At 73.9% G+C, this 17,447-nt stretch carries 15 protein-coding genes; 9 read left to right on the top strand and 6 right to left on the bottom strand.

Features of this window, described 5'->3' with window-relative positions; translation table 11 throughout:
* Nucleotides 1–2: 2 nt before the first annotated feature.
* Entirely contained in the window at nt 3–785 is a 783-nt protein-coding gene (locus tag CTZ28_RS11880; RefSeq protein ID WP_121889297.1) for a hypothetical protein, read from the bottom strand.
* A 314-nt stretch (nt 786–1,099) separates the two neighbouring features.
* Between CTZ28_RS11880 and thrS the strand changes: the two genes are divergently transcribed.
* The 3 genes from thrS (at nt 1,100) to CTZ28_RS11865 (ending at nt 5,247) form a co-directional block, all read left to right on the top strand.
* Nucleotides 1,100–2,314 (top strand): threonine--tRNA ligase, encoded by a 1,215-nt coding sequence (thrS, locus tag CTZ28_RS11875; protein ID WP_121889296.1) that lies wholly within the window; start codon nt 1,100–1,102, stop codon nt 2,312–2,314.
* Between the two features lie 64 nt (nt 2,315–2,378).
* Entirely contained in the window at nt 2,379–3,350 is a 972-nt protein-coding gene (locus CTZ28_RS11870; protein WP_259471560.1) for a nucleoside hydrolase, read from the top strand.
* A 244-nt stretch (nt 3,351–3,594) separates the two neighbouring features.
* Nucleotides 3,595–5,247, top strand: a complete 1,653-nt coding sequence (locus CTZ28_RS11865; protein ID WP_183154360.1) for a glycoside hydrolase family 13 protein — start codon at nt 3,595–3,597, stop codon at nt 5,245–5,247.
* 34 nt (nt 5,248–5,281) lie between these two features.
* Here CTZ28_RS11865 and CTZ28_RS11860 read toward each other — a convergent pair whose 3' ends face one another.
* Nucleotides 5,282–5,959, bottom strand: coding sequence for a DUF4142 domain-containing protein (locus CTZ28_RS11860; protein WP_121889586.1), 678 nt, complete (start codon nt 5,957–5,959; stop codon nt 5,282–5,284).
* Between the two features lie 300 nt (nt 5,960–6,259).
* Here CTZ28_RS11860 and CTZ28_RS11855 point away from each other — a divergent pair, with 300 nt between their 5' ends.
* Both CTZ28_RS11855 and CTZ28_RS11850 read left to right on the top strand, forming a co-directional pair.
* A complete protein-coding gene (locus CTZ28_RS11855; protein ID WP_121889585.1) occupies nt 6,260–6,901 on the top strand; it encodes a DUF4328 domain-containing protein in 642 nt (213 codons plus the stop codon).
* A 29-nt stretch (nt 6,902–6,930) separates the two neighbouring features.
* Nucleotides 6,931–7,596 carry an SDR family NAD(P)-dependent oxidoreductase gene (locus CTZ28_RS11850; RefSeq protein WP_121889584.1) on the top strand — a complete coding sequence of 222 codons (666 nt, stop codon included), beginning with the start codon at nt 6,931–6,933 and terminating at the stop codon, nt 7,594–7,596.
* A 35-nt stretch (nt 7,597–7,631) separates the two neighbouring features.
* On the opposite strand, the gene CTZ28_RS11845 is transcribed toward CTZ28_RS11850, so the two are convergent.
* Both CTZ28_RS11845 and CTZ28_RS11840 read right to left on the bottom strand, forming a co-directional pair.
* Nucleotides 7,632–8,516, bottom strand: a complete 885-nt coding sequence (locus CTZ28_RS11845) for a serine hydrolase (RefSeq protein ID WP_121889295.1) — start codon at nt 8,514–8,516, stop codon at nt 7,632–7,634.
* Complete coding sequence (locus tag CTZ28_RS11840) at nt 8,513–9,472, bottom strand: LysR family transcriptional regulator (protein WP_121889294.1); 960 nt, start codon at nt 9,470–9,472, stop codon at nt 8,513–8,515. Before CTZ28_RS11840 ends, CTZ28_RS11845 begins: the two co-directional genes overlap by 4 nt.
* A gap of 85 nt (nt 9,473–9,557) precedes the next feature.
* On the opposite strand from CTZ28_RS11840, the gene CTZ28_RS11835 reads away from it, so the two are divergent.
* A complete protein-coding gene (locus CTZ28_RS11835; RefSeq protein WP_121889293.1) occupies nt 9,558–10,550 on the top strand; it encodes a CE1 family esterase in 993 nt (330 codons plus the stop codon).
* A 438-nt stretch (nt 10,551–10,988) separates the two neighbouring features.
* The gene (locus tag CTZ28_RS11830) at nt 10,989–11,978 is read left to right on the top strand and encodes an MIP/aquaporin family protein (protein ID WP_121889292.1); all 990 of its coding nucleotides are present in this window, start codon (nt 10,989–10,991) and stop codon (nt 11,976–11,978) included.
* A 78-nt stretch (nt 11,979–12,056) separates the two neighbouring features.
* Here the strand turns inward: CTZ28_RS11830 and CTZ28_RS11825 are convergent, their stop codons facing one another.
* Nucleotides 12,057–12,323, bottom strand: a complete 267-nt coding sequence (locus CTZ28_RS11825) for a GlsB/YeaQ/YmgE family stress response membrane protein (RefSeq protein WP_121889291.1) — start codon at nt 12,321–12,323, stop codon at nt 12,057–12,059.
* Nucleotides 12,324–12,559: 236 nt separating this feature from the next.
* Here CTZ28_RS11825 and CTZ28_RS11820 point away from each other — a divergent pair, with 236 nt between their 5' ends.
* Both CTZ28_RS11820 and mgtA read left to right on the top strand, forming a co-directional pair.
* Nucleotides 12,560–12,937 (top strand): ArsR/SmtB family transcription factor, encoded by a 378-nt coding sequence (locus CTZ28_RS11820; RefSeq protein ID WP_121889290.1) that lies wholly within the window; start codon nt 12,560–12,562, stop codon nt 12,935–12,937.
* A gap of 19 nt (nt 12,938–12,956) precedes the next feature.
* Entirely contained in the window at nt 12,957–15,668 is a 2,712-nt protein-coding gene (gene mgtA, locus CTZ28_RS11815) for a magnesium-translocating P-type ATPase (protein ID WP_259471558.1), read from the top strand.
* A gap of 183 nt (nt 15,669–15,851) precedes the next feature.
* On the opposite strand, the gene CTZ28_RS11810 is transcribed toward mgtA, so the two are convergent.
* Nucleotides 15,852–17,411, bottom strand: coding sequence for an LCP family protein (locus CTZ28_RS11810; RefSeq protein WP_121889289.1), 1,560 nt, complete (start codon nt 17,409–17,411; stop codon nt 15,852–15,854).
* Nucleotides 17,412–17,447 lie beyond the last annotated feature (36 nt).

Below are 17,447 nucleotides of genomic sequence, written 5' to 3'. Positions count from 1 at the left end.
CGTCAGGCCTTCGCCCGGCCCTGCTCCCGGATCTGGGTCAGCCGCCGGGTGCCGAGTTCCAGGGCCTGGTCGGTGGCGTCCTTCGACACCTCGCCCAGGGTGCCGTTGGTGACGACGATCGCCTCCTCGCCGGCCCGTACGGCGGCCACCTCCAGGGTGAGGACGGGGTACGCGTCGTCCTCGGTCGCGGGCTCGCCGGTCAGTGTGATCCGCAGCCCCTGCCGGGCGTCGCCGACCTGCGGCAGCTCCATCTCCGCGACCTCGACGTCCTGCGGGCCCGCGCTCTGCGTCTCCGCGGTGAACCGGCCGCAGGTCTGCGGCAGCCCGTTCAGCCAGGCCAGCGTGCGGTTCACCGCGGCCTGGCCGCGGGTGGCGACCTGGTAGCGCAGCTGGCCGCCCTGGTCGCCGTCGTCGAGCGCGGTCACCGCACGCGTGCCGGGCACGTCGCCGAACAGCTCCTCGGTGTACAGGGCGTCCAGCAGCTGCTGGCATTCGGGCATGTCGGTGGCCGCCTTCAGCAGCCCGTCCCGCCAGGTCGCGGCGCCCTCGGACGGCCCCCACGGCACGCCCAGGTCGGCCACGGTGATCAGCGCGTCCTGCGCCTGCGCCGCGGTGAGGGCGGGCGTCCGGTCCGGGGTGCGGTGTTCGGTCGAGGGCGGTACGGCACCGGGTTCCGCCGCCGCCCGCTCGGGCTCCCTGGTGAGGCACCCGGAGACGGTGAGCAGCACGGTGGCGGTGAGGGCGAGACCGCGGACGGCGCGGAGGCGGGCCGGGGGCAGGGACATCGCGGGCTCCTGGGGCCGGTGACCGAGTCGGAGTTTCCTCGTTCCTCGTCTGATCGTTGTCCCCACGCCACCACCAGCCAGCCCCGGCCACCACCCCGACGGTCCGTCCGGGTGAGCGCCGCCGAAAACACGTCGCCCGTCCGCCGCGCCGCTTGCTACGGTCCCCGCATGAAGCGCGCCCAGCCGCAACCGTCGGCCACGACGACGCCGGACTCCGTCCCGGCGCGCTGACACCTGATCCAGTCCGAGGCCCCGGGGCGAGTGCCCCGGGGCTTCGTCGCGTGGTCACTCGCCTCCGTCCGAAGGAGACGACCATGCACGACCACCGCAGGCTCGGCCGCGAGCTCGAACTGTTCGACACCGACCCGCTGATGGGCGCGGGGCTGCCGTACTGGCTGCCCGACGGCGCCGTGGTCCGGCACACCCTGGAGGAGTACGTCCGGGACGCCGAACGCCGCGCCGGGTACCGGCACGTGTACTCGCCCGTGCTCGGCAAGCGCGAGCTGTACGAGATCTCCGGTCACTGGGACCACTACCGCGACGACATGTACCCGCCCATGCGGCTCGGCGCGGAGGAGGTCGTGCTGCGCCCCAGCCTCTGCCCCCACCACGCCCTCGTCTACCGCTCCCGCTCCCGCAGCTACCGCGAACTCCCCTTGCGCGTCGCCGAGTTGGGCGCCATGTACCGGGCGGAGCGGTCCGGGGTGCTCGGCGGACTCACCCGGGTACGGGCCATCCATCTCAACGACGCCCATATCTTCTGCACCCTGGAACAGGCCGCCGACGAGGCCCGCGGGGCCCTGGAGATGATTGCCCGCGCCTACCGCGACCTCGGTATCCGGGCTGCTCGGTATCGGCTCTCGTTGCCCGGCGCCGGCGGCAAGTACGTGGACGATCCGGAGCTGTGGCGGCGGGCCGGTGCTCTGCTTCGGGAGGTGCTCGCCGGGGCCGGGCTCGATCACGAGGAGGCGGCGGGCGAGGCCGCCTTCTACGGGCCCAAGATCGACGTACAGGTCGTGGACGCGGCCGGCCGGGAGGCCACCCTCTCCACCGTCCAGCTCGACTTCCACCAGCCCGCCCGCTTCGACCTGCACTACACCGGCGCCGACGGGGCGAAGCACCGGCCGGTGATGGTGCACCGCAGCATCATCGGCAGCGTGGAACGGGCCGTGGCGCACCTCGTCGAGGAACACGGCGGGGCCCTCCCGGCGTGGCTGGCGCCCGTGCAGCTCGTGGTGCTGCCGGTCGCCGAGGCTCAGGAGGAGTGCGCCCGTGCGGTGGTGCGGGAGGCATGCGCCCGGGGGCTGCGGGCCGAGGCCGCGGGCCTTGAGCACGGCAGCCTCGGCGCCCGCATCCGCGCGGCGCGCCTCGTCCCGTACCTGGCCGTGATCGGCGAGCGGGAGGCCGACAGCGGGCTCGCGGCCGTACGGCTGCGGGACGGGCGCCGCCCGGGGTCGCTGCCCGTGGCCGACCTGCTGGGCCGGATCGCCGCCCGGGTCGAGGCGCGGGGAACCATGCTCTGGGAGTGATCCGTGGGCATAGGGTCGGGGCCGGGCCCGGGTGGGTCCGGGACCGGAGCGAAGGAGCCTCGCCTTGACCGAGCGGACGACGACGGCCACCCCCGTGATCATCGACTGCGACACCGGCGTGGACGACGCGCTGGCGCTGCTGTTCGCCGTCCGGCACCCGGGCCTCGAGCTGCGGGCGGTCACCTGCGTGGCCGGGAACACGGACGTGGACGGCGTGGTCCGCAACACCCTGACCGTGCTGGACCAGGCGGGCGCCCCGGACATCCCCGTGGCACGCGGCGCCGAACGCCCGCTGATCGAACCCGCGCGCCCGGCCCGGCATGTGCACGGGCAGGACGGCATGGGCGACCTCGGGCTGCCCGCACCGGCCCGCCGGCCCGTCGACGTGGACGCGGTGACCCTGCTGCGCCGCGAGATCCTCGGCTCGCCCCGCCCGGTCACCCTGATCCCGACCGCGCCGCTGACCAACATCGCGCTGCTGCTGCGCACCCACCCGGAGGTCACCCGCAACATCGAGCGGATCGTGTTCATGGGCGGCACGGCGGGCACCGGAAACGCCACGCCCGTAGCGGAGTTCAACGTCTGGCACGACCCGGAGGCCGCCGCGGTCCTGCTCACCGCCGGGGTGTCGATCACCATGTATGGCCTCGACGTGTTCACCCGGGTCGTGGTCCCGGGCGCGGACGTCCAGCGGCTGCGGGCGAGCACGGAGGCTGGCGCCCGCCTCGCCGGTGAACTGCTCGCCCACCGCCCGGCCGGGCCCGACCCCGACGGCGACGACCCGTCCGGCGGCCTCGGCGACGCGGGCGCCGTGTGCGCGGTCGCCGACCCGGCCGGGCTCGGCACCCGTCGGCTGCCCGTGGAGGTCGCCCTGGCCCCCGGGCCCACCCGCGGCCAGACGATCGTCGACCGCAGGCCCCGGCCGGGCGAGGCCGAGATCCACGGCGGAATCCGCGAACAGACCCTGGTGGACGTGGGGTTGGACGTGGACGTGGACCGGTACGTGCGCCTGTACCTGAACACGGTCGAGGGCTAGGCGCTTCGCTGGAAAGAGCGGGGTGCGTCGTCGGTCGGGTGCGGCTCCGTCGTGGTTGATCGCGCAGTTCCCCGCGCCCCTTTGGGGGCTGGGCCGGGCTCGGCGTTTGATCGCGCCCGCGCGGCGGAGCCGCATATTGATACAGCCCCGCGCCCCTTTGGGGCGGGGAGGTTCGCATTCTGGGCGTTGTGGACAGAGTTTCGGCGTGCAGGCCCGATCGGAGTCCGTGTCCAAGGGAGCTGGTGTGACCGACATTTCGTCCAGGAACCCCGACTGGTGGCGACAGGCGGTGATCTACCAGGTCTATCCGCGCAGCTTCGCCGACGCCGACGGCGACGGGCTCGGCGACATCAGGGGCATCACCGAACGCCTCACCCACCTGAGCGCACTCGGCGTCGACGCGCTGTGGCTCAGCCCCTTCTACCCCTCCGAACTCGCCGACGGCGGCTACGACGTCGCCGACTACCGGGACATCGACCCGCGCCTGGGCACCCTGGACGACTTCGACGCCATGGTCGCCGAGGCGCACCGGCTGGGCCTGAAGGTCATCGTCGACATCGTCCCCAACCACACCTCGCACCAGCACCCCTGGTTCCAGGAGGCCCTGCGCGCCGGACCCGGCTCCGCCGCCCGCGACCGCTACGTCTTCCGCCCCGGCCGCGGCGCGCACGGCGAACTGCCGCCCACCGACTGGCAGTCGGTGTTCGGCGGCAGCGCCTGGCGGCGGGTGGCCGACGGCGACTGGTACCTGCACCTGTTCGCCCCCCAACAGCCCGACCTCGACTGGGACAACGAGGACGTCCGCGCCGACTTCCGCACCACGCTGCGGTTCTGGTCCGACCGCGGCGTCGACGGCTTCCGCATCGACGTGGCCCACGCCCTCGCCAAGGACCTGACCGAACCACTGCGGGACGTCGGCGACATCGGCGCCACGGGGGAGCGGGCCCTCGAACGGGTGCCGCCGGGCTCGCACCCCTACTGGGACCGGGACGAGGTCCACGAGATCTACCGCGACTGGCGCAAGATCTTCGACGCCTACACCCCGCCGCGCACCGCGGTCGCCGAGGCCTGGGTGCCGGGCCCGCGCCGCGCCCTGTACGCCCGCCCGGACGAACTCGGCCAGGCCTTCAACTTCGAGTATCTGGAGGCGCCCTGGGACGCGGACGAACTCCGCCGGGTCATCACCGACTCGCTGGCCACGGCCCGCGCCGCGGGCGCCTCCGCCACCTGGGTGCTGTCCAACCACGACGTGATCCGGCACGCGTCCCGGCTGATGCTGCCGCCCGGCACCGACGACAACGCCTGGCTGCTGTCCGGCGGGCAGGCTCCGGCCGTGGACGCGGCGGCGGGCCTGCGCCGGGCGCGCGCGGCGGCCCTCCTCATGCTGGCCCTGCCCGGCTCGTCGTACGTCTACCAGGGCGAGGAACTCGGCCTGCCCGAGGTCGCCGACCTGCCCGCCGCGGTGCTCCAGGACCCGGTCTGGGAGCAGACGGGCCAGCTCCGCAAGGGCCGCGACGGCTGCCGGGTGCCCCTGCCGTGGACGACGACGGGCCCCTCGTACGGCTTCGGGCCTGGCGCCGCCTGGCTGCCGCAGCCGGCCGCCTTCGCCGGGTACGCGGTCGAGGCGCAGGCCGGTACGGCGGGTTCCACGCTGGAGCTGTACCGCACGGCGCTGCGGCTGCGCCGCAAGCTGCTGGACGGTGAGACGCTGAGCTGGGCGCCGGACGTCCCGCCCGGAGTCCTGCACTTCGCCCGCTCGGAGGGCTGGCGGTGCGTGGCGAACCTGTCGGGGGCGCCGGTGCCGCTGCCGCCGGGGGAGATCCTGCTGACCAGCGGACCGCTGTCCGAGAACGCCACCGTGCTGCCCCCGGACACCACGGCCTGGCTCGGCGCGTAGCGGGACCGCGGGGTCGTCTCGGCTCCGGGTCCTGTCACCCCACCGTGGGGCTGCTGCTCGGCGGTGGGGTGAGGACCACCTGCGGCTGACCGGGGGCCGGGGCGGGCGGGGTCAGGTCCTCGGCGGGCAGCTTCGGCGGGGTGGTCTCCTGGAACAGCACCTGGTCGAAGTCGACCAGACCGGTCTGCTCCATGACCGAGATGTGGTCCAGGACCGTGGTGTTGGCCTGGTCCGCCAGCTCCCGTACCAGGGTGTTCTTCGTCTCGGAACGGATCTTCGCGATGGTGTTGAAGATCTGTCCGTGGGTCACCCTGAGGATGTTGGCGAAGTCGGAGTCGAACTTCTTGCCGGTGTCCGCGTTCAGCGTGTTGACGAAGCCCTGCTGCTGGGGGCTGGGCTGGTCGGGGATCGTGATGTTCAGCTGGGGGGCGATCTTCCGGCAGGCGGCGTCGAGTCCGGCGTGCCCGGAGACGAGGTGCTGTCCCGCGGTGAGGACGGCCTTCGACGTGCTCTTCTTCAGCGCCATCTGCCCGACCGGGTACTCCCACAGCCCCGCCGCCCGCACCTTGACCACGAAGTCACGGTCCGCCTCGGTCAGCGGGCCCCACTGCGTCTGCGCGATGACGCGCGACGGCGCACTCGACACGGTGGACACCCCGAGCATGCTCGGATAGGCGAGCGCCACGAGGGTCAGGCTCAGGGCACCCCCCACGAAGAGAGTCCCCGCGGCATTCCGCGACACCAGCACCCTGCCTCCCACCGCTCGACGCCTGCAACCACCGACCAGTACGGCCCCAACCCCCTCCCTGATCCTCTGGAGTTGGCAAAACCTACGGCGGCCTACGGCGGCTTGGGGCGGCTTGGGGCGGTGGGCCGGTGCGGGCCGGGTGGGCAACTGCCTTGTTCGCGGCGGGCGTTCTGGTGTGTGTCGGGAGGCGTGCGAAAGAATGGCCCGGTGAACGAACAGACAGCGGAGCGGCCTGTGCTGCGGCCGGTACGGCCCGCGGCCCTCATGGCGACGGGCGCGCTTCTCGTCGTCGGTGCCGCCTGGCTGGTCCGGGCCGTCTGGGAGATCAGACTCGCGGTGACGGGCGAGCCGGCCTCGGGCCCGCCGGACCAGGGCGGCGGCAGCCACCGGACGCTGACCTCGCTGGAGGACTCGTACCACATCGTCGGTGCCGTGGGCGACATCGTCGTCCCGTTCTGCGCGGTCGCGTTCCTCGTGTGGCTGTGGCGGGTGCGGGACAACGCGCGGACCCTGTCGGGCCGGCCGCCCAAGTACCACGGGATCTGGGTCTACCTGGGCTGGATCGTGCCCGTCGGCAACCTCTGGGTGCCGCGCGGGCTGGTCGCGGACGTCCACCGGGCGAGCGCGCCGGACCGGCGGCTGCCGCCCGTGCTGAACGTGTGGTGGGCGCTGTGGCTGATCGGCATGCTGAGCGGGGTCGGCCTGTTCTACCAGGACTCCCGGGACGAGGTCATCGCGCGCGCCTACACGGACGTGTGGCAGCTGCTGGTGTCCGACGCGGCCGTCGTCGGCGCGGCCGTGGCCGCGGTGTTCGTCGTACGGGCCGTCACGGCGGTCCAGGACGAGCGCGCGGCCGGCGGGCCGGTGCCGGCCGCCGCGGACGGTTCGGCGGGCGAGCGGGTGTGACCGTCCGGTGCGCCGAGTACGGTCGCACCATGACCACGATCGCCATCATCGGGGCGGGCCCCGGCCTGGGGTCCGCCGTAGCGCGCCGGTTCGGCCGCGAGGGATTCGACGTCGCGCTCGTCGCCCGGGACGAGGCCCGGCTGGACGCGCTGGCCGGCGCCCTCGGTGCCGAGGGGGTGAACGCGCGGGGCTTCTCCGCCGACGTGCGCGAGCCGGAGCAGCTGCGGGACGCCCTGGACCGGGCCGCCGCGCACCTCGGTCCCGTCGAGGTGCTGCAGTACAGCCCGCTGCCGCGCCGGGACTTCATGCGCCCGGTGCTGGAGACGACGTACCTGGATCTGGTCGGTCCGGTCGAGTTCTCGGTGTACGGGCCCGTCACCGCGGTGCAGCAGGTGCTGCCCGGGATGCGGGAACTGGGCCGCGGCACCATCCTGTTCGTGAACGGCGGCACCGCGGTGCTCCCGCACCAGGACCGGGCGGGCACCTCGATCGCGTTCGCCGCGGAGAGCGCGTACGGCCAACTGCTGCACCACGCGCTCGCGGACGACGGCGTCCACGTCGCCCAGCTCATCATTCCCGGCGCGATCGTCGCCGGGCACGAACGCAAGGACCCGGGCGTCCTCGCGGACACCCTGTGGCGGCTGCACCGGGACCGGCACGGCTTCCGGCACTTCGCCGACGACCTCGACGCCTGACCGGCCCGCCCGCGCGTCACCGGGACGCCGGGAGGTCACCCGGTGCCGCGGCCCGCGCGCAACGCGTCCACGGCGATGCGGGCCGCCGTGCCGATCACCGCGTCGGCCGCGGGGAGGGTGGCGGCCGGGTTGGGGGTGCGGGTGAAGACGGCGACGGCGTACCGGCCGCCGTCCGGGTACTCGACGACGCCGACCTCGTTGCGCACCGTCGGCAGGCTGCCGGTCTTGCCGGCGACATGTACGTCGTCGAAGGGGAAGCCCGCGGCCAGCCGGTGCGGCCAGACCTGGAGGCCGAGCAGCCGGCGGACGGCCGCGCCGTGTTCCGGGGTGCAGGCCTCGTCCCGCCAGACGGCGCCGAGCAGCCGGGTCATGTCGCGCGGGGTGCTGCGGTTGGTGCGGGCCGGGTCGAGGGCCCGCAGCCGGGCGATGACATGCGGATCGGCCAGGGCCCGCACGCCGGCCGGTCCCGCGTCCTCGCGGATCGTGGCGAGCAGGTCGCCGAAGGTGTGCACGGCGTGCGTACGGGTCAGGCCGAGGCGGGCCGTGGTGCGGTTGACGGCGTCCAGGCCGACCCGGTGCAGCAGCAGGTCGGCGGCGGCGTTGTCGCTGACGGCCATCATCAGGTAGGCGATGTCGCGCAGGGACAGGCGGGCGGAGTCGAGCATGGCGGCCAGCCCGGTGGAGCCCGCGGTGCGGCCGGCCGGCGGGCACTCGACCTGTTCGCCGAGGTCCAGGCGGCCGGCGGCGGCCTGTTCGTGCAGGGCGACGAGGAGGCACAGCTTGTGCACGCTGGCGGTGCACACCGGCTGGTCGGCGCCGACGTCGAGCTGGGCGCCGGAGTCGATGTCGAGAGCGTGCAGCCGGCCGGTGACGCCGGCCTCGGCGAAGGCCGCGTGGATGCGGGCGGGGACGTCGGTCACAGCCAGTACTCCGATGCCGGGCGTAGGTGCAGCGGCCGGGTGGTGACGTCGGGGGTGGCGCCGGCCGTCGTCCGCAGGGCGTGGGTGGCGGCGTCCGTGAAGGCGCCGACGGCGGCGTCCCCGCGGCCCCTGGGCCAGGCCACGGAGTGCCGCAGGGCCAGCGGGGCCCCGGCGAGCGGACGCCAGACGACGTCCGTGGGCTGGGCGTCGTCGTGCGTGTCGCGCGGGCCGAAGGCCACGGCTCCGGCGGACAGGACCAGGCCGCGGACGAAGCTGGCGCCCTGGCCGTGCCGTACGGCGGCGGGGGTGTAGCCGCCCCGGGCGCAGGTGGTCAGCAGGTCGTCGTAGACCGCGGGTGCGCCGGCGCGCGGGAAGAGGATCAGGTCGTAGCCGGTCAGCGAGGCGAGCGGTACCTCGGCCAGCCGGGCCGCCGGGGCGTCCGGGGGCAGCAGGACGCCCAGTTCGCGGCGCAGGACCGGGCCCAGCTCCAGGCCGGTGACGTCGCAGGGGTGGTGGATGAGCCCGACGTCCAGCTCGTGCGCGGCGAGCTTGGCGAGCTGCTGGGCGGTCGACAGTTCGTGCAGCTCCAGCTCCAGGCCCGGGTGGCGGCGAGGGAAGCCGGCGAGCAGGGCGGCCACGGTCGCACCCGCGAGGTCCGGGGACAGGGCGGCGCGCAGCAGGCCGGTCTCGCCGTCCCGGATGCGGCGGGCGGTGGCCAGGAACGCCTCGGAGCGGGCGAGCAGTTCGCGGGCCTCGGCGAGCAGCAGCGTCCCGGCCTCGGTGATGGTCACCCGCCGGCTGGTGCGTTCGAAGAGCCGGACGCCCAGCTCGCGTTCGAGGCGCTGGATGCGCTGCGACAGGGGCGGCTGGGCCATGCCCAGGCGGGCCGCGGCACGTCCGAAGTGTGACTCTTCTGCAACAGTCACAAAGCACTCCAGGTGCCGTACGAGGTCCATGAGCTGGGATCATATCGAGAATTGATGGGTTCGAGATCGATAGTGAACTTGGACAGAACGGTTGCGGTGTTGCTGTCCTCGGGGCATGGCTGCATACCCCACATCGCATCCCTCGCGCCGCTGGTACGGTGCGCTGGCCCTCGTCCTCGCCCTCGCCGGCTGCGGAACCGCGGCCGACCGGGACACGGGCCGGCCCACCGGCCCGACGACGACGGCGACCGCGACGGCATCCGCGACCGCGACCGCCCAGCTCACCCGGGAACACCTGCGCGTGGACGGCCGTACCCGCGCCTACCTGCTGCACCGGCCCGCAGGCGGAGGTGACGGCCGCCGGCCGCTGGTCGTCGCCTTCCACGGCCGCGGCGCCACCGCCGCCGAGATGCGCGAGCAGAGCCGGCTGGAGGAGGACGCCCGGGCGCGCGGCATGCTGGTCGTCTACCCGGAGGGCCTGCGCACCGCGTGGGGTGCCGGCACGCAGGTGACGCGGCAGCGGCCGGACACGGACGCCGACGTGCGGTTCGTCGAGGCGCTGATCGGCGAACTGGTGCGCACCGAGCGGGCGGACCCGCAACGGGCCTATGCCGTCGGGTTCTCCAACGGCGGCTCGATGGCGCTGCGCATGGCCGCCGAGCGCCCCGGCCTGCTGGCGGGCGCGGCCTCCGTGTCGGGGCAGCTCCCCTCGGGACCCGCCGCGGTCAGGCCGACGGGACCGGTTCCGGTGCTGATCGTCTACGGCGCCGACGACCCGGTGCGCCCGCTCGCCGGACTGCCCCACCCCGACCCGGCCCCGGCCGGTGAGGAACCCGTCACCCCCACCCGTTCGGCCCGGGCGAGCGCGGAGATGTTCGCCGCGGCGAACAAGGCGGGCCCTGCGGCGACCGAGTCGGAGAAGGGCTTCGACCGCACGGTCTGGCGCCCCGGACCCACCGGAGCGGACGTCCAGCTCATCGTCGTGCACGACGCGGGCCACAGCTGGCCGGGCTCGGCCATCACCCCGCCCGAGGGCTTCGGACCGACCAGCACCGCCCTGAGCGCGACCAGCACGGCACTCAAATTCTTCACGTCGGCACGCGGATAGGTCTGGAAGGCGCACGAAGTCGGAGCACGGCAGCACGGACCGACGGCGCGGGCCGCGCCGGGGCCTGCGCGGCCGGTGCCGGTCCGTTCGCCCGCGCGGACGGCGAGCAGAGACCGATCCGGCGGCCGTCGCGCAGGGACCGATCCGGCGGCCGTCGCGCAGGCCCGCGCCTTCCTCGCCGACCGGTCTGGCCGGGTGTCGGCCGCGTCGGCCCGTACGACGAGCCTCGGCCGGGCGCGGGAGGCGATCCGGACCGGCGCCCAGCGCGGCGACGTGGCCGTGGCCGTCGCCGGTGCCCGGGGTGCCTCATGGCCGGGGTCGGGGGTGATTGCCGTATGTGATCGCCCCCATCCGGTCGGTGGTTCTTTCGGTGGCGGAATGGGGATTCTGCGCAACGATGGTGCTACTGACCGGAATGTTCCCTGCGAGGGGGTATCGATGGCTGTGGAAATCCCTGCCCTGGTCAAGCCCTCCGTGCTCAAGCAGCGCGGAGGGCTGCTGGGGGAATGCCTGGCGGAGTTCCTGGGAACGCTCGTCCTCGTCGCGTTCGGCTGCGGTTCGGTCGCGGTGGCGGTGGTGGGTCTTCCGGGGTCGGGCCGCACGGCGGGGCCCACGACCTTCTTCATCAGTTCCGGGGACTGGCTGCTGATCACCTGGGGCTGGGCCATGGCCGTCGTCTTCGGTGTGTACGTGGCCGGCGGTGTCAGCGGCGCCCACATCAATCCGGCGGTGACGCTGGCGTTCGCGGTGCGCCGCAAGTTCGCCTGGGCCAAGGTCCCGGCGTACTGGCTCGCCCAGGTGGCCGGCGGCTTCGTCGGGGCGGCCCTGGTGTACGGCGTCTACCACGACGCGATCAACACCTTCGACCAGACGGTGACGGCTCCGAAGACGAACGGACACACGCTCGCCACGTTCTCGATCTTCGGCACCTTCCCGGCGCCGTACTTCCACGGCGGTCACTGGGGGCCGCTGGTCGACCAGATCGTCGGCACCGCGCTCCTGGTCCTGTTGATCGTCGCCCTCATCGACCTGCGCAACACGGCCGTGAAGGCGAACCTCGGGCCGCTGCTGATCGGCTTCGCGGTCGCGGCCATCGGCATGTCCTTCGGGGCGAACGCCGGGTACGCCATCAACCCGGCCCGCGACTTCGGGCCGCGCCTGTTCACCTGGATGGCCGGATGGAACGAACTCGCGCTGCCGGGCTCGCTGTCCGGCTCGTTCAGCGGCTTCTGGTGGATCCCGATCGTCGGACCGCTGATCGGCGGGGTCGTCGGGGTGCTCGTGTACGACCTGTTCATCGGCGACGTGCTGCACATCCGCGCCGCGCGGGCCGAACTCCCGGAGCCCGGCGTGACGCGGGGAGTGACGGCGGCCGACGAGGAGGGGGAGCAGGGGGAACGGGAGGAGAAGCGGGAGCAGGGGGAGTAGGCGGAGCGCCGCGCGGCCCCGGGCGGCACCCGGCCGCCGGAGCCGCACGACGTGCTCGCCACGCCCGCGCGCCCGCGGTCAGTCGCGCGAGTTGCCGAACAGGATGCGGTACCCCACGAGCAGGACGAGCGAGCCGGCGATCGCCGCGCCCCAGGTGTAGAGGTCGAAGAACTCCTTCTGCACCGGGCGGTCGAAGAAGCGGGCGGAGAGCCAGCCGCCGATGAAGGCACCGGCGATGCCGATGAGGGTGGTGCCGATCAGGCCTCCGGGGTCGCGGCCGGGCAGCAGGATCTTGGCGATGCCTCCGGCGATCAGTCCGAGGATGATCCAGCTGATGATGCCCACGTCGTTGTCCTCCGCTTGGGGGTGAGTTGCTTGCTTGCGCAAGCTTATGGGTGATCGCGGGCGCTGCACTAGCGCTCCGCTGGGTTGGCCGTGATAGGTCGTCGTTCGTCCGCGGGGGCTTTGTGGCTGGTCGCGCCCGCGCGGCGGAGCCGCATATTGATACAGCCCCGCGCCCCTCCGGGCGCGCTGTCGGGCACATACACTGGGCCGGCGTGTGGATGCCGGGATCTGGGTGGATGGGAGAGAGAGTCGTGGGGCGATTCGTCGGTGGCTTCCAGGACCCCTCCCCCGAGGTGCTCGCGGAGGCGGCCGCCGCGTTCGGACTGCTCGCCTCGACGGCCCGGCTGCACATCATGTGGGCGCTGTCCCAGGGCGAGAGCGATGTCACCCACCTCGCCGACCGGGTGGGCGGTGCCCTGCCCGCGGTCAGCCAGCATCTGTCGAAGCTGAAGCTGGCCGGGCTGGTCCGCTCCCGCCGCGAGGGCCGCAGGCAGGTCTACTACGTCGACGACCCCGACGTCGTCACGGTGGTCCGGCTCATGGTCGGACAGCTGGCCGCGCGCGCCGAGTTCCCGTCCGTATCGCCCCGCCGAGCGCACGGAACCGGTGGCTAGGCGCTCCGCCGGATCGGCCGTGCGCCGTCGTCCGTCCGTGGCCGCGTCGTGGCTGGCCGCGCAGTTCCCCGCGCCCCTTCGCGGCGTGGTCGAACCGCAGCGGACAGCGCCCGACCCGCTCGGGCAGGCCGCGGGGCCGGGCGCCGTCGGGACGGCGGATCCGCGGTCCGCGGCGGCCACGACCCTCCAGGTCCTGCGGCACCTGGACACCGGGCCGCGCGGGCTGACCGACGACGAGGCCGCCGCCCGGCTGGCCCGGGCCGGCGAGAACACCCTCCCGGCCCGGCACGACGCCTCCTGGCTCCGGCTCGTCGTACGCGGCGTCCGGGACCCGTTCACCGCGGTGCTGCTCTGCCTCGGCCTGGTCTCCGCCGCCGTGTTCGCCTGGGGCACCGCCTGTGTGATCCTGCTGCTGGTCGCGGTCAGCTGCGTACTGCGCGCCTCCGGCGAGCACCGGGCCGACCGGTCCATGGCCGGGCTGCGCGAGCTGGTCGCCACCACCTCCACCGTGCTGCGCCGCGCCGACGAGGCGACGGCGCCGGCCGCCCGGGAGATCCCGGTGGCGGACCTGGTCCCCGGGGACATCGTGCGGCTCGGCGCGGGGGACCTGGTCCCGGCGGACGTACGCCTGCTGCGCGCCGACGGGCTGACCGTGCACCAGGCCGCGCTGACCGGGGAGTCCGCGCCCGTCGCGAAGAGCGCGGCGGACGCCCCCCATCCGGACGGCGCGGTGGGGTTCGACCAGCCGCAGCTCTGCTTCCAGGGCAGCAGCGTCGTCTCCGGCAGCGCCACCGCCGTCGTCGTCGCCACCGGCGCGCACACCCGGCTGGCCGCGGCCGAGGGGCAGGTGGCCCGGCCGCGCGAGCCGAGCGCCTTCGAGCAGTCGGTGAACGGCATCTCGTGGATACTGATCCGCTTCATGCTGCTCACCCCGCCGCTGGTGCTGATGGCGGGCGCCGCCCTGCGCGGGCGCGGCCTGGAGACCCTGCCGTTCGCGGTCGCCGTGGCGGTCGGGCTCACCCCGGAGATGCTGCCGGTCGTCGTCACCACCTGTCTGACCCGGGGCGCGGCCCTGCTGGCCCGTACCCACGGCGTGATCGTCAAACGGCTCCCGGCGCTGCACAACCTGGGCGCCGTCGACATGCTGTGCCTGGACAAGACCGGCACCCTCACCCAGGACCGGCCCGTCGTCGAGCGGGGTCTCGACGCGGACGGCCGCACCGACCCGGACGTCCTGCGCTGGGCGGCCGTCAACGCCTGGTGGACCCTGCACCTGGCCGACCTGCCCGCGCCGGACGCCCTCGACGAGGCGGTCCTGGACGCGGCCGACGAGGCCGGCCTCATGGCGTACGAGGGGGTGGCCGCCCTGCCGTTCGACTCCGTGCGCCGGCTGTCCACCGCGGTCGTCCGCACCCCGCACCGCCTCGGCACCCACACGCTCGTCGTCAAGGGCGCCGTGGAAGCCGTCCTGGAACGCTGCGCGCTGCCGGACGAGGAGCGCGAGCGGCTCGCGGACCTCGCCGACCGCACGGCGCGCGCGGGGCTGCGGGTCCTGGCGGTCGCCACCGCCGAACGCCCGGCACGGGCCCGCGACTACACCCCGGCCGACGAGCGCGGGCTGACCTTCCGCGGCCTGGTCACCTTCCACGACGCCCTCGCGCCCACCGCCGCCGACGCGCTCGCCGCGTTCGCCGGGAAGGGGGTCGGCGTCAAGGTCCTCACCGGCGACCACCCGGGCACCGCGGCCCGCGCCTGCCGCGACCTCGGCATCCCGCTCGGCCCGGACGCTGTGGTGACCGCCGACCGGCTCGACGGTCTCACCGACGCCGAACTCACCGCACTGGCCCGGCGTACGACCGTGTTCGCCCGCTGCACCCCCGAGCACAAGGCGCGGGTCGGGGCCGCGTTGCGGGCCGGCGGGCACACCGTGGGCTTCCTCGGCGACGGCGTCAACGACCTGCCCGCGCTGCGCGCCGCGGACGTCGGCATCGCCCCGCGCGACGCGGCGGACGTGACCCGGGAGAGCGCCGACGTCGTCCTCGCCGAGAAGGACCTCACCGCGATCGGGCACGCCATCGACGCGGGCCGGCACAGCGGCGGCAATGTCGCCGGGTATCTGCGGATCACCCTGTCGTCGAACCTCGGCAACGTCATCGCGATGCTCGCGGCGGGCCTGCTGATGCCGTTCCTGCCGATGCTCCCGGCGCAGGTGCTGGTGCAGAACCTGTGCTTCGACACCGTCCAGCTCGCCTTCGCCTACGACCGCCCGCACCCGTCGGTGCTGCGCCGGCCCACGGTGCTCAGCCCGCGCGAGGTGCTGCGCTTCATCACCGGTTTCGGCATCCTCAACGCGTTCGCCGACCTGGCCACGTTCGCCGTCCTCGCGCTGTCCCTGCACGGGCCGGGCACCGGCGACGACGAGGCGATCTTCCACTCCGGCTGGTTCACCGAGAACCTGCTGACCCAGGCCCTGGTGATGGTGCTGCTGCGCACCGGCCGCCGGCTGGTCGCGGAGCGGGCGCTCGGCCCGGTCGGCTGGGCCGCGACCGGGCTGGCCGTCATCGGGATCGCCCTGCCCCCGTCGCCGCTCGGCCCGGTACTCGGGCTGGCCACGCTCCCGGTCGCGTACTACCTGCTCCTCGCTGTCGTCCTCGCCTTCTACGCCACCGCACTGATCCGGGCGCGGGGCCGTTACGAGCGGTCGCTCGCGGATCGCGGAATCCGCTGCTGACGTGGGGCGGATCGCCCCGTCGCCGCTCGGCCCGGTGCTCGGGCCGGCCGTGGTATCGGTCGCGTGTTGCGCGCTTCTTGGGACGAGCGGTCGCTCGCGGGCCGCGGAATCCGCTGTTGACGAGGAGGGACCCGCGGCCGGCCAAGGGAGAGTGGGCCGGCCGCGGGAGTCGGATGGTCCGGGTCAGCCGCCCGCGCCGTACGTCAGGTCGGAGCACAGGTCGTCGTCGGCCGACCGGGCGTCGTCCGCGACCGAGCCGGGCACGGCGGTCGGGGTCGGCACGGCCGCGGCGGAGTCGGCGTAGGAGGTGCCCACCACGACGTTGAGCACGGCGCCGCCGATCGCCTCCAGCCGTGCGCCGGGGAAGAGCTTGGCGACCGTCTCGGCCCGGGTCTGCAGTCCTGGCCCGTACTGGACGACCGTGCTGGTGTGCTGCCGGCTGCTCGCGTTGCCGGTGCCGGTGACGGTGAAACCGTGCCGGGTGAGCAGTTGCGCCGCCTCGGAGGCGAGGCCCCGGGTCGTGGTGCCGTTGTAGACGGCGACGGAGACGCCCTCGCCGGAGACGCTCTCGGTGGGGCTGGCCGAGGCGGACGCGGTGGCCGTCGCCTTGTGTTTGCCCTGCTTGCCGCTGGCGTCCTTGCCGTCGATGGTGCGGTCGGCCCTGAGCGCGGCCCACAGGTCGGAGGCGTCCGGCTCGACGACCGCGACCCGCGAACCCTCGTAGCGCCAGGGAATGGTGACGAACTTGGTGTTGTGCAGGTCGATGTCCTTGAGCGACATCGCGAACGAGATCAGCTTGTCCGCCGTGCCGAGGCCGGGGTCGACGGTCATGGACCGGGTGGCGGCGGTGGCCAGCGGCAGCAGCTTGGTCGGGGTCAGGCCCTCGCTCTTGATCTGCTTGAGGAGGCTGGAGACGAAGGCCTGCTGGCGCTTGATGCGGCCGATGTCGGAGCCGTCGCCGATGCCGTGCCGGATGCGCACGTAGTCCAGGGCCTTCTGGCCCGAGACGGTCTGCTCGCCCTTGGCGAAGATCCGGTCGCCGCGGGTGGGGCGGTTGGGGTTGAGATCGTTCTGGTAGATGTCGTTGGGCAGACACACCTTCACCCCGCCGACCACGTCGGTGAGCGCGGCGAAGCCCTTGAAGTCGACGACGACGGTGTGGTCGACGCGCATCCCGCTGAGCTGCTCCACCGTGTTCTGGGTGCAGGCCGGGTTGCCCTGCTGGGTCTGTCCGATGGAGAACGCCGCGTTGAACATGACGTTGGTCTGCGTCTTCGTCCAGCTGCCGTCGGGCAGCTTGCACGGCGGGATGGTCACCAGGGTGTCGCGGGGGACGGACACGGCTATCGCGTGTTTGTGGTCGGCGTAGACGTGCAGCAGGAACGCGGTGTCCGAGCGGCCTATGTCGTCCTTGCTGCCGCCGCCGAGCGCGGCGTTGCCGTCGGTGCGCGCGTCGGAGCCGATGACCAGGACGTTCTGGCCCTTGGACGCGGCGGCGTCGGGGCGGTTCCTGGACAGGCCGTCCGCGTCGAAGGTGCTGATGTCACCGTTCAGCTTGAGGTAGATCCAGCCGAGGCCCGCCGTGCCGAGCACCACGAGGGCGAGGGTGACCAGGAGCGCGGTCCGCCACGGGCTGCGCCTGCGGCCACGGGCCGCGCGCCGGCCGTGCGGCGCGCGGCGCCGGGACGGTGTGTCCCGGCGCCGGCGAGACGAGGGTGTGTCAACGTCCCTGGTGGTGGTCATCCGCGCGCCCTCATCCGTCCGACTTGTCCATCCGAC

The sequence above is a fragment of the Streptomyces shenzhenensis genome (genome assembly GCF_003688995.1).
Classification (GTDB): domain Bacteria; phylum Actinomycetota; class Actinomycetes; order Streptomycetales; family Streptomycetaceae; genus Streptomyces; species Streptomyces shenzhenensis_A.
The sequence above is the reverse complement of the archived record's forward strand: the minus strand, read 5'-3'. Positions and strand labels throughout refer to the sequence as shown.

Coding starts and splice junctions, on each gene's coding strand:
- CTZ28_RS11880 (WP_121889297.1), bottom strand. CDS start 785: ATGTCCCTGCCCCCGGCCCGCCTCCGCGCCGTCCGCGGTCTCGCCCTC.
- thrS (WP_121889296.1), top strand. CDS start 1,100: ATGCACGACCACCGCAGGCTCGGCCGCGAGCTCGAACTGTTCGACACC.
- CTZ28_RS11855 (WP_121889585.1), top strand. CDS start 6,260: ATGGCGACGGGCGCGCTTCTCGTCGTCGGTGCCGCCTGGCTGGTCCGG.
- CTZ28_RS11850 (WP_121889584.1), top strand. CDS start 6,931: ATGACCACGATCGCCATCATCGGGGCGGGCCCCGGCCTGGGGTCCGCC.
- CTZ28_RS11840 (WP_121889294.1), bottom strand. CDS start 9,472: ATGGACCTCGTACGGCACCTGGAGTGCTTTGTGACTGTTGCAGAAGAG.
- CTZ28_RS11835 (WP_121889293.1), top strand. CDS start 9,558: ATGGCTGCATACCCCACATCGCATCCCTCGCGCCGCTGGTACGGTGCG.
- CTZ28_RS11830 (WP_121889292.1), top strand. CDS start 10,989: ATGGCTGTGGAAATCCCTGCCCTGGTCAAGCCCTCCGTGCTCAAGCAG.
- CTZ28_RS11820 (WP_121889290.1), top strand. CDS start 12,560: ATGGGAGAGAGAGTCGTGGGGCGATTCGTCGGTGGCTTCCAGGACCCC.
- CTZ28_RS11810 (WP_121889289.1), bottom strand. CDS start 17,411: ATGACCACCACCAGGGACGTTGACACACCCTCGTCTCGCCGGCGCCGG.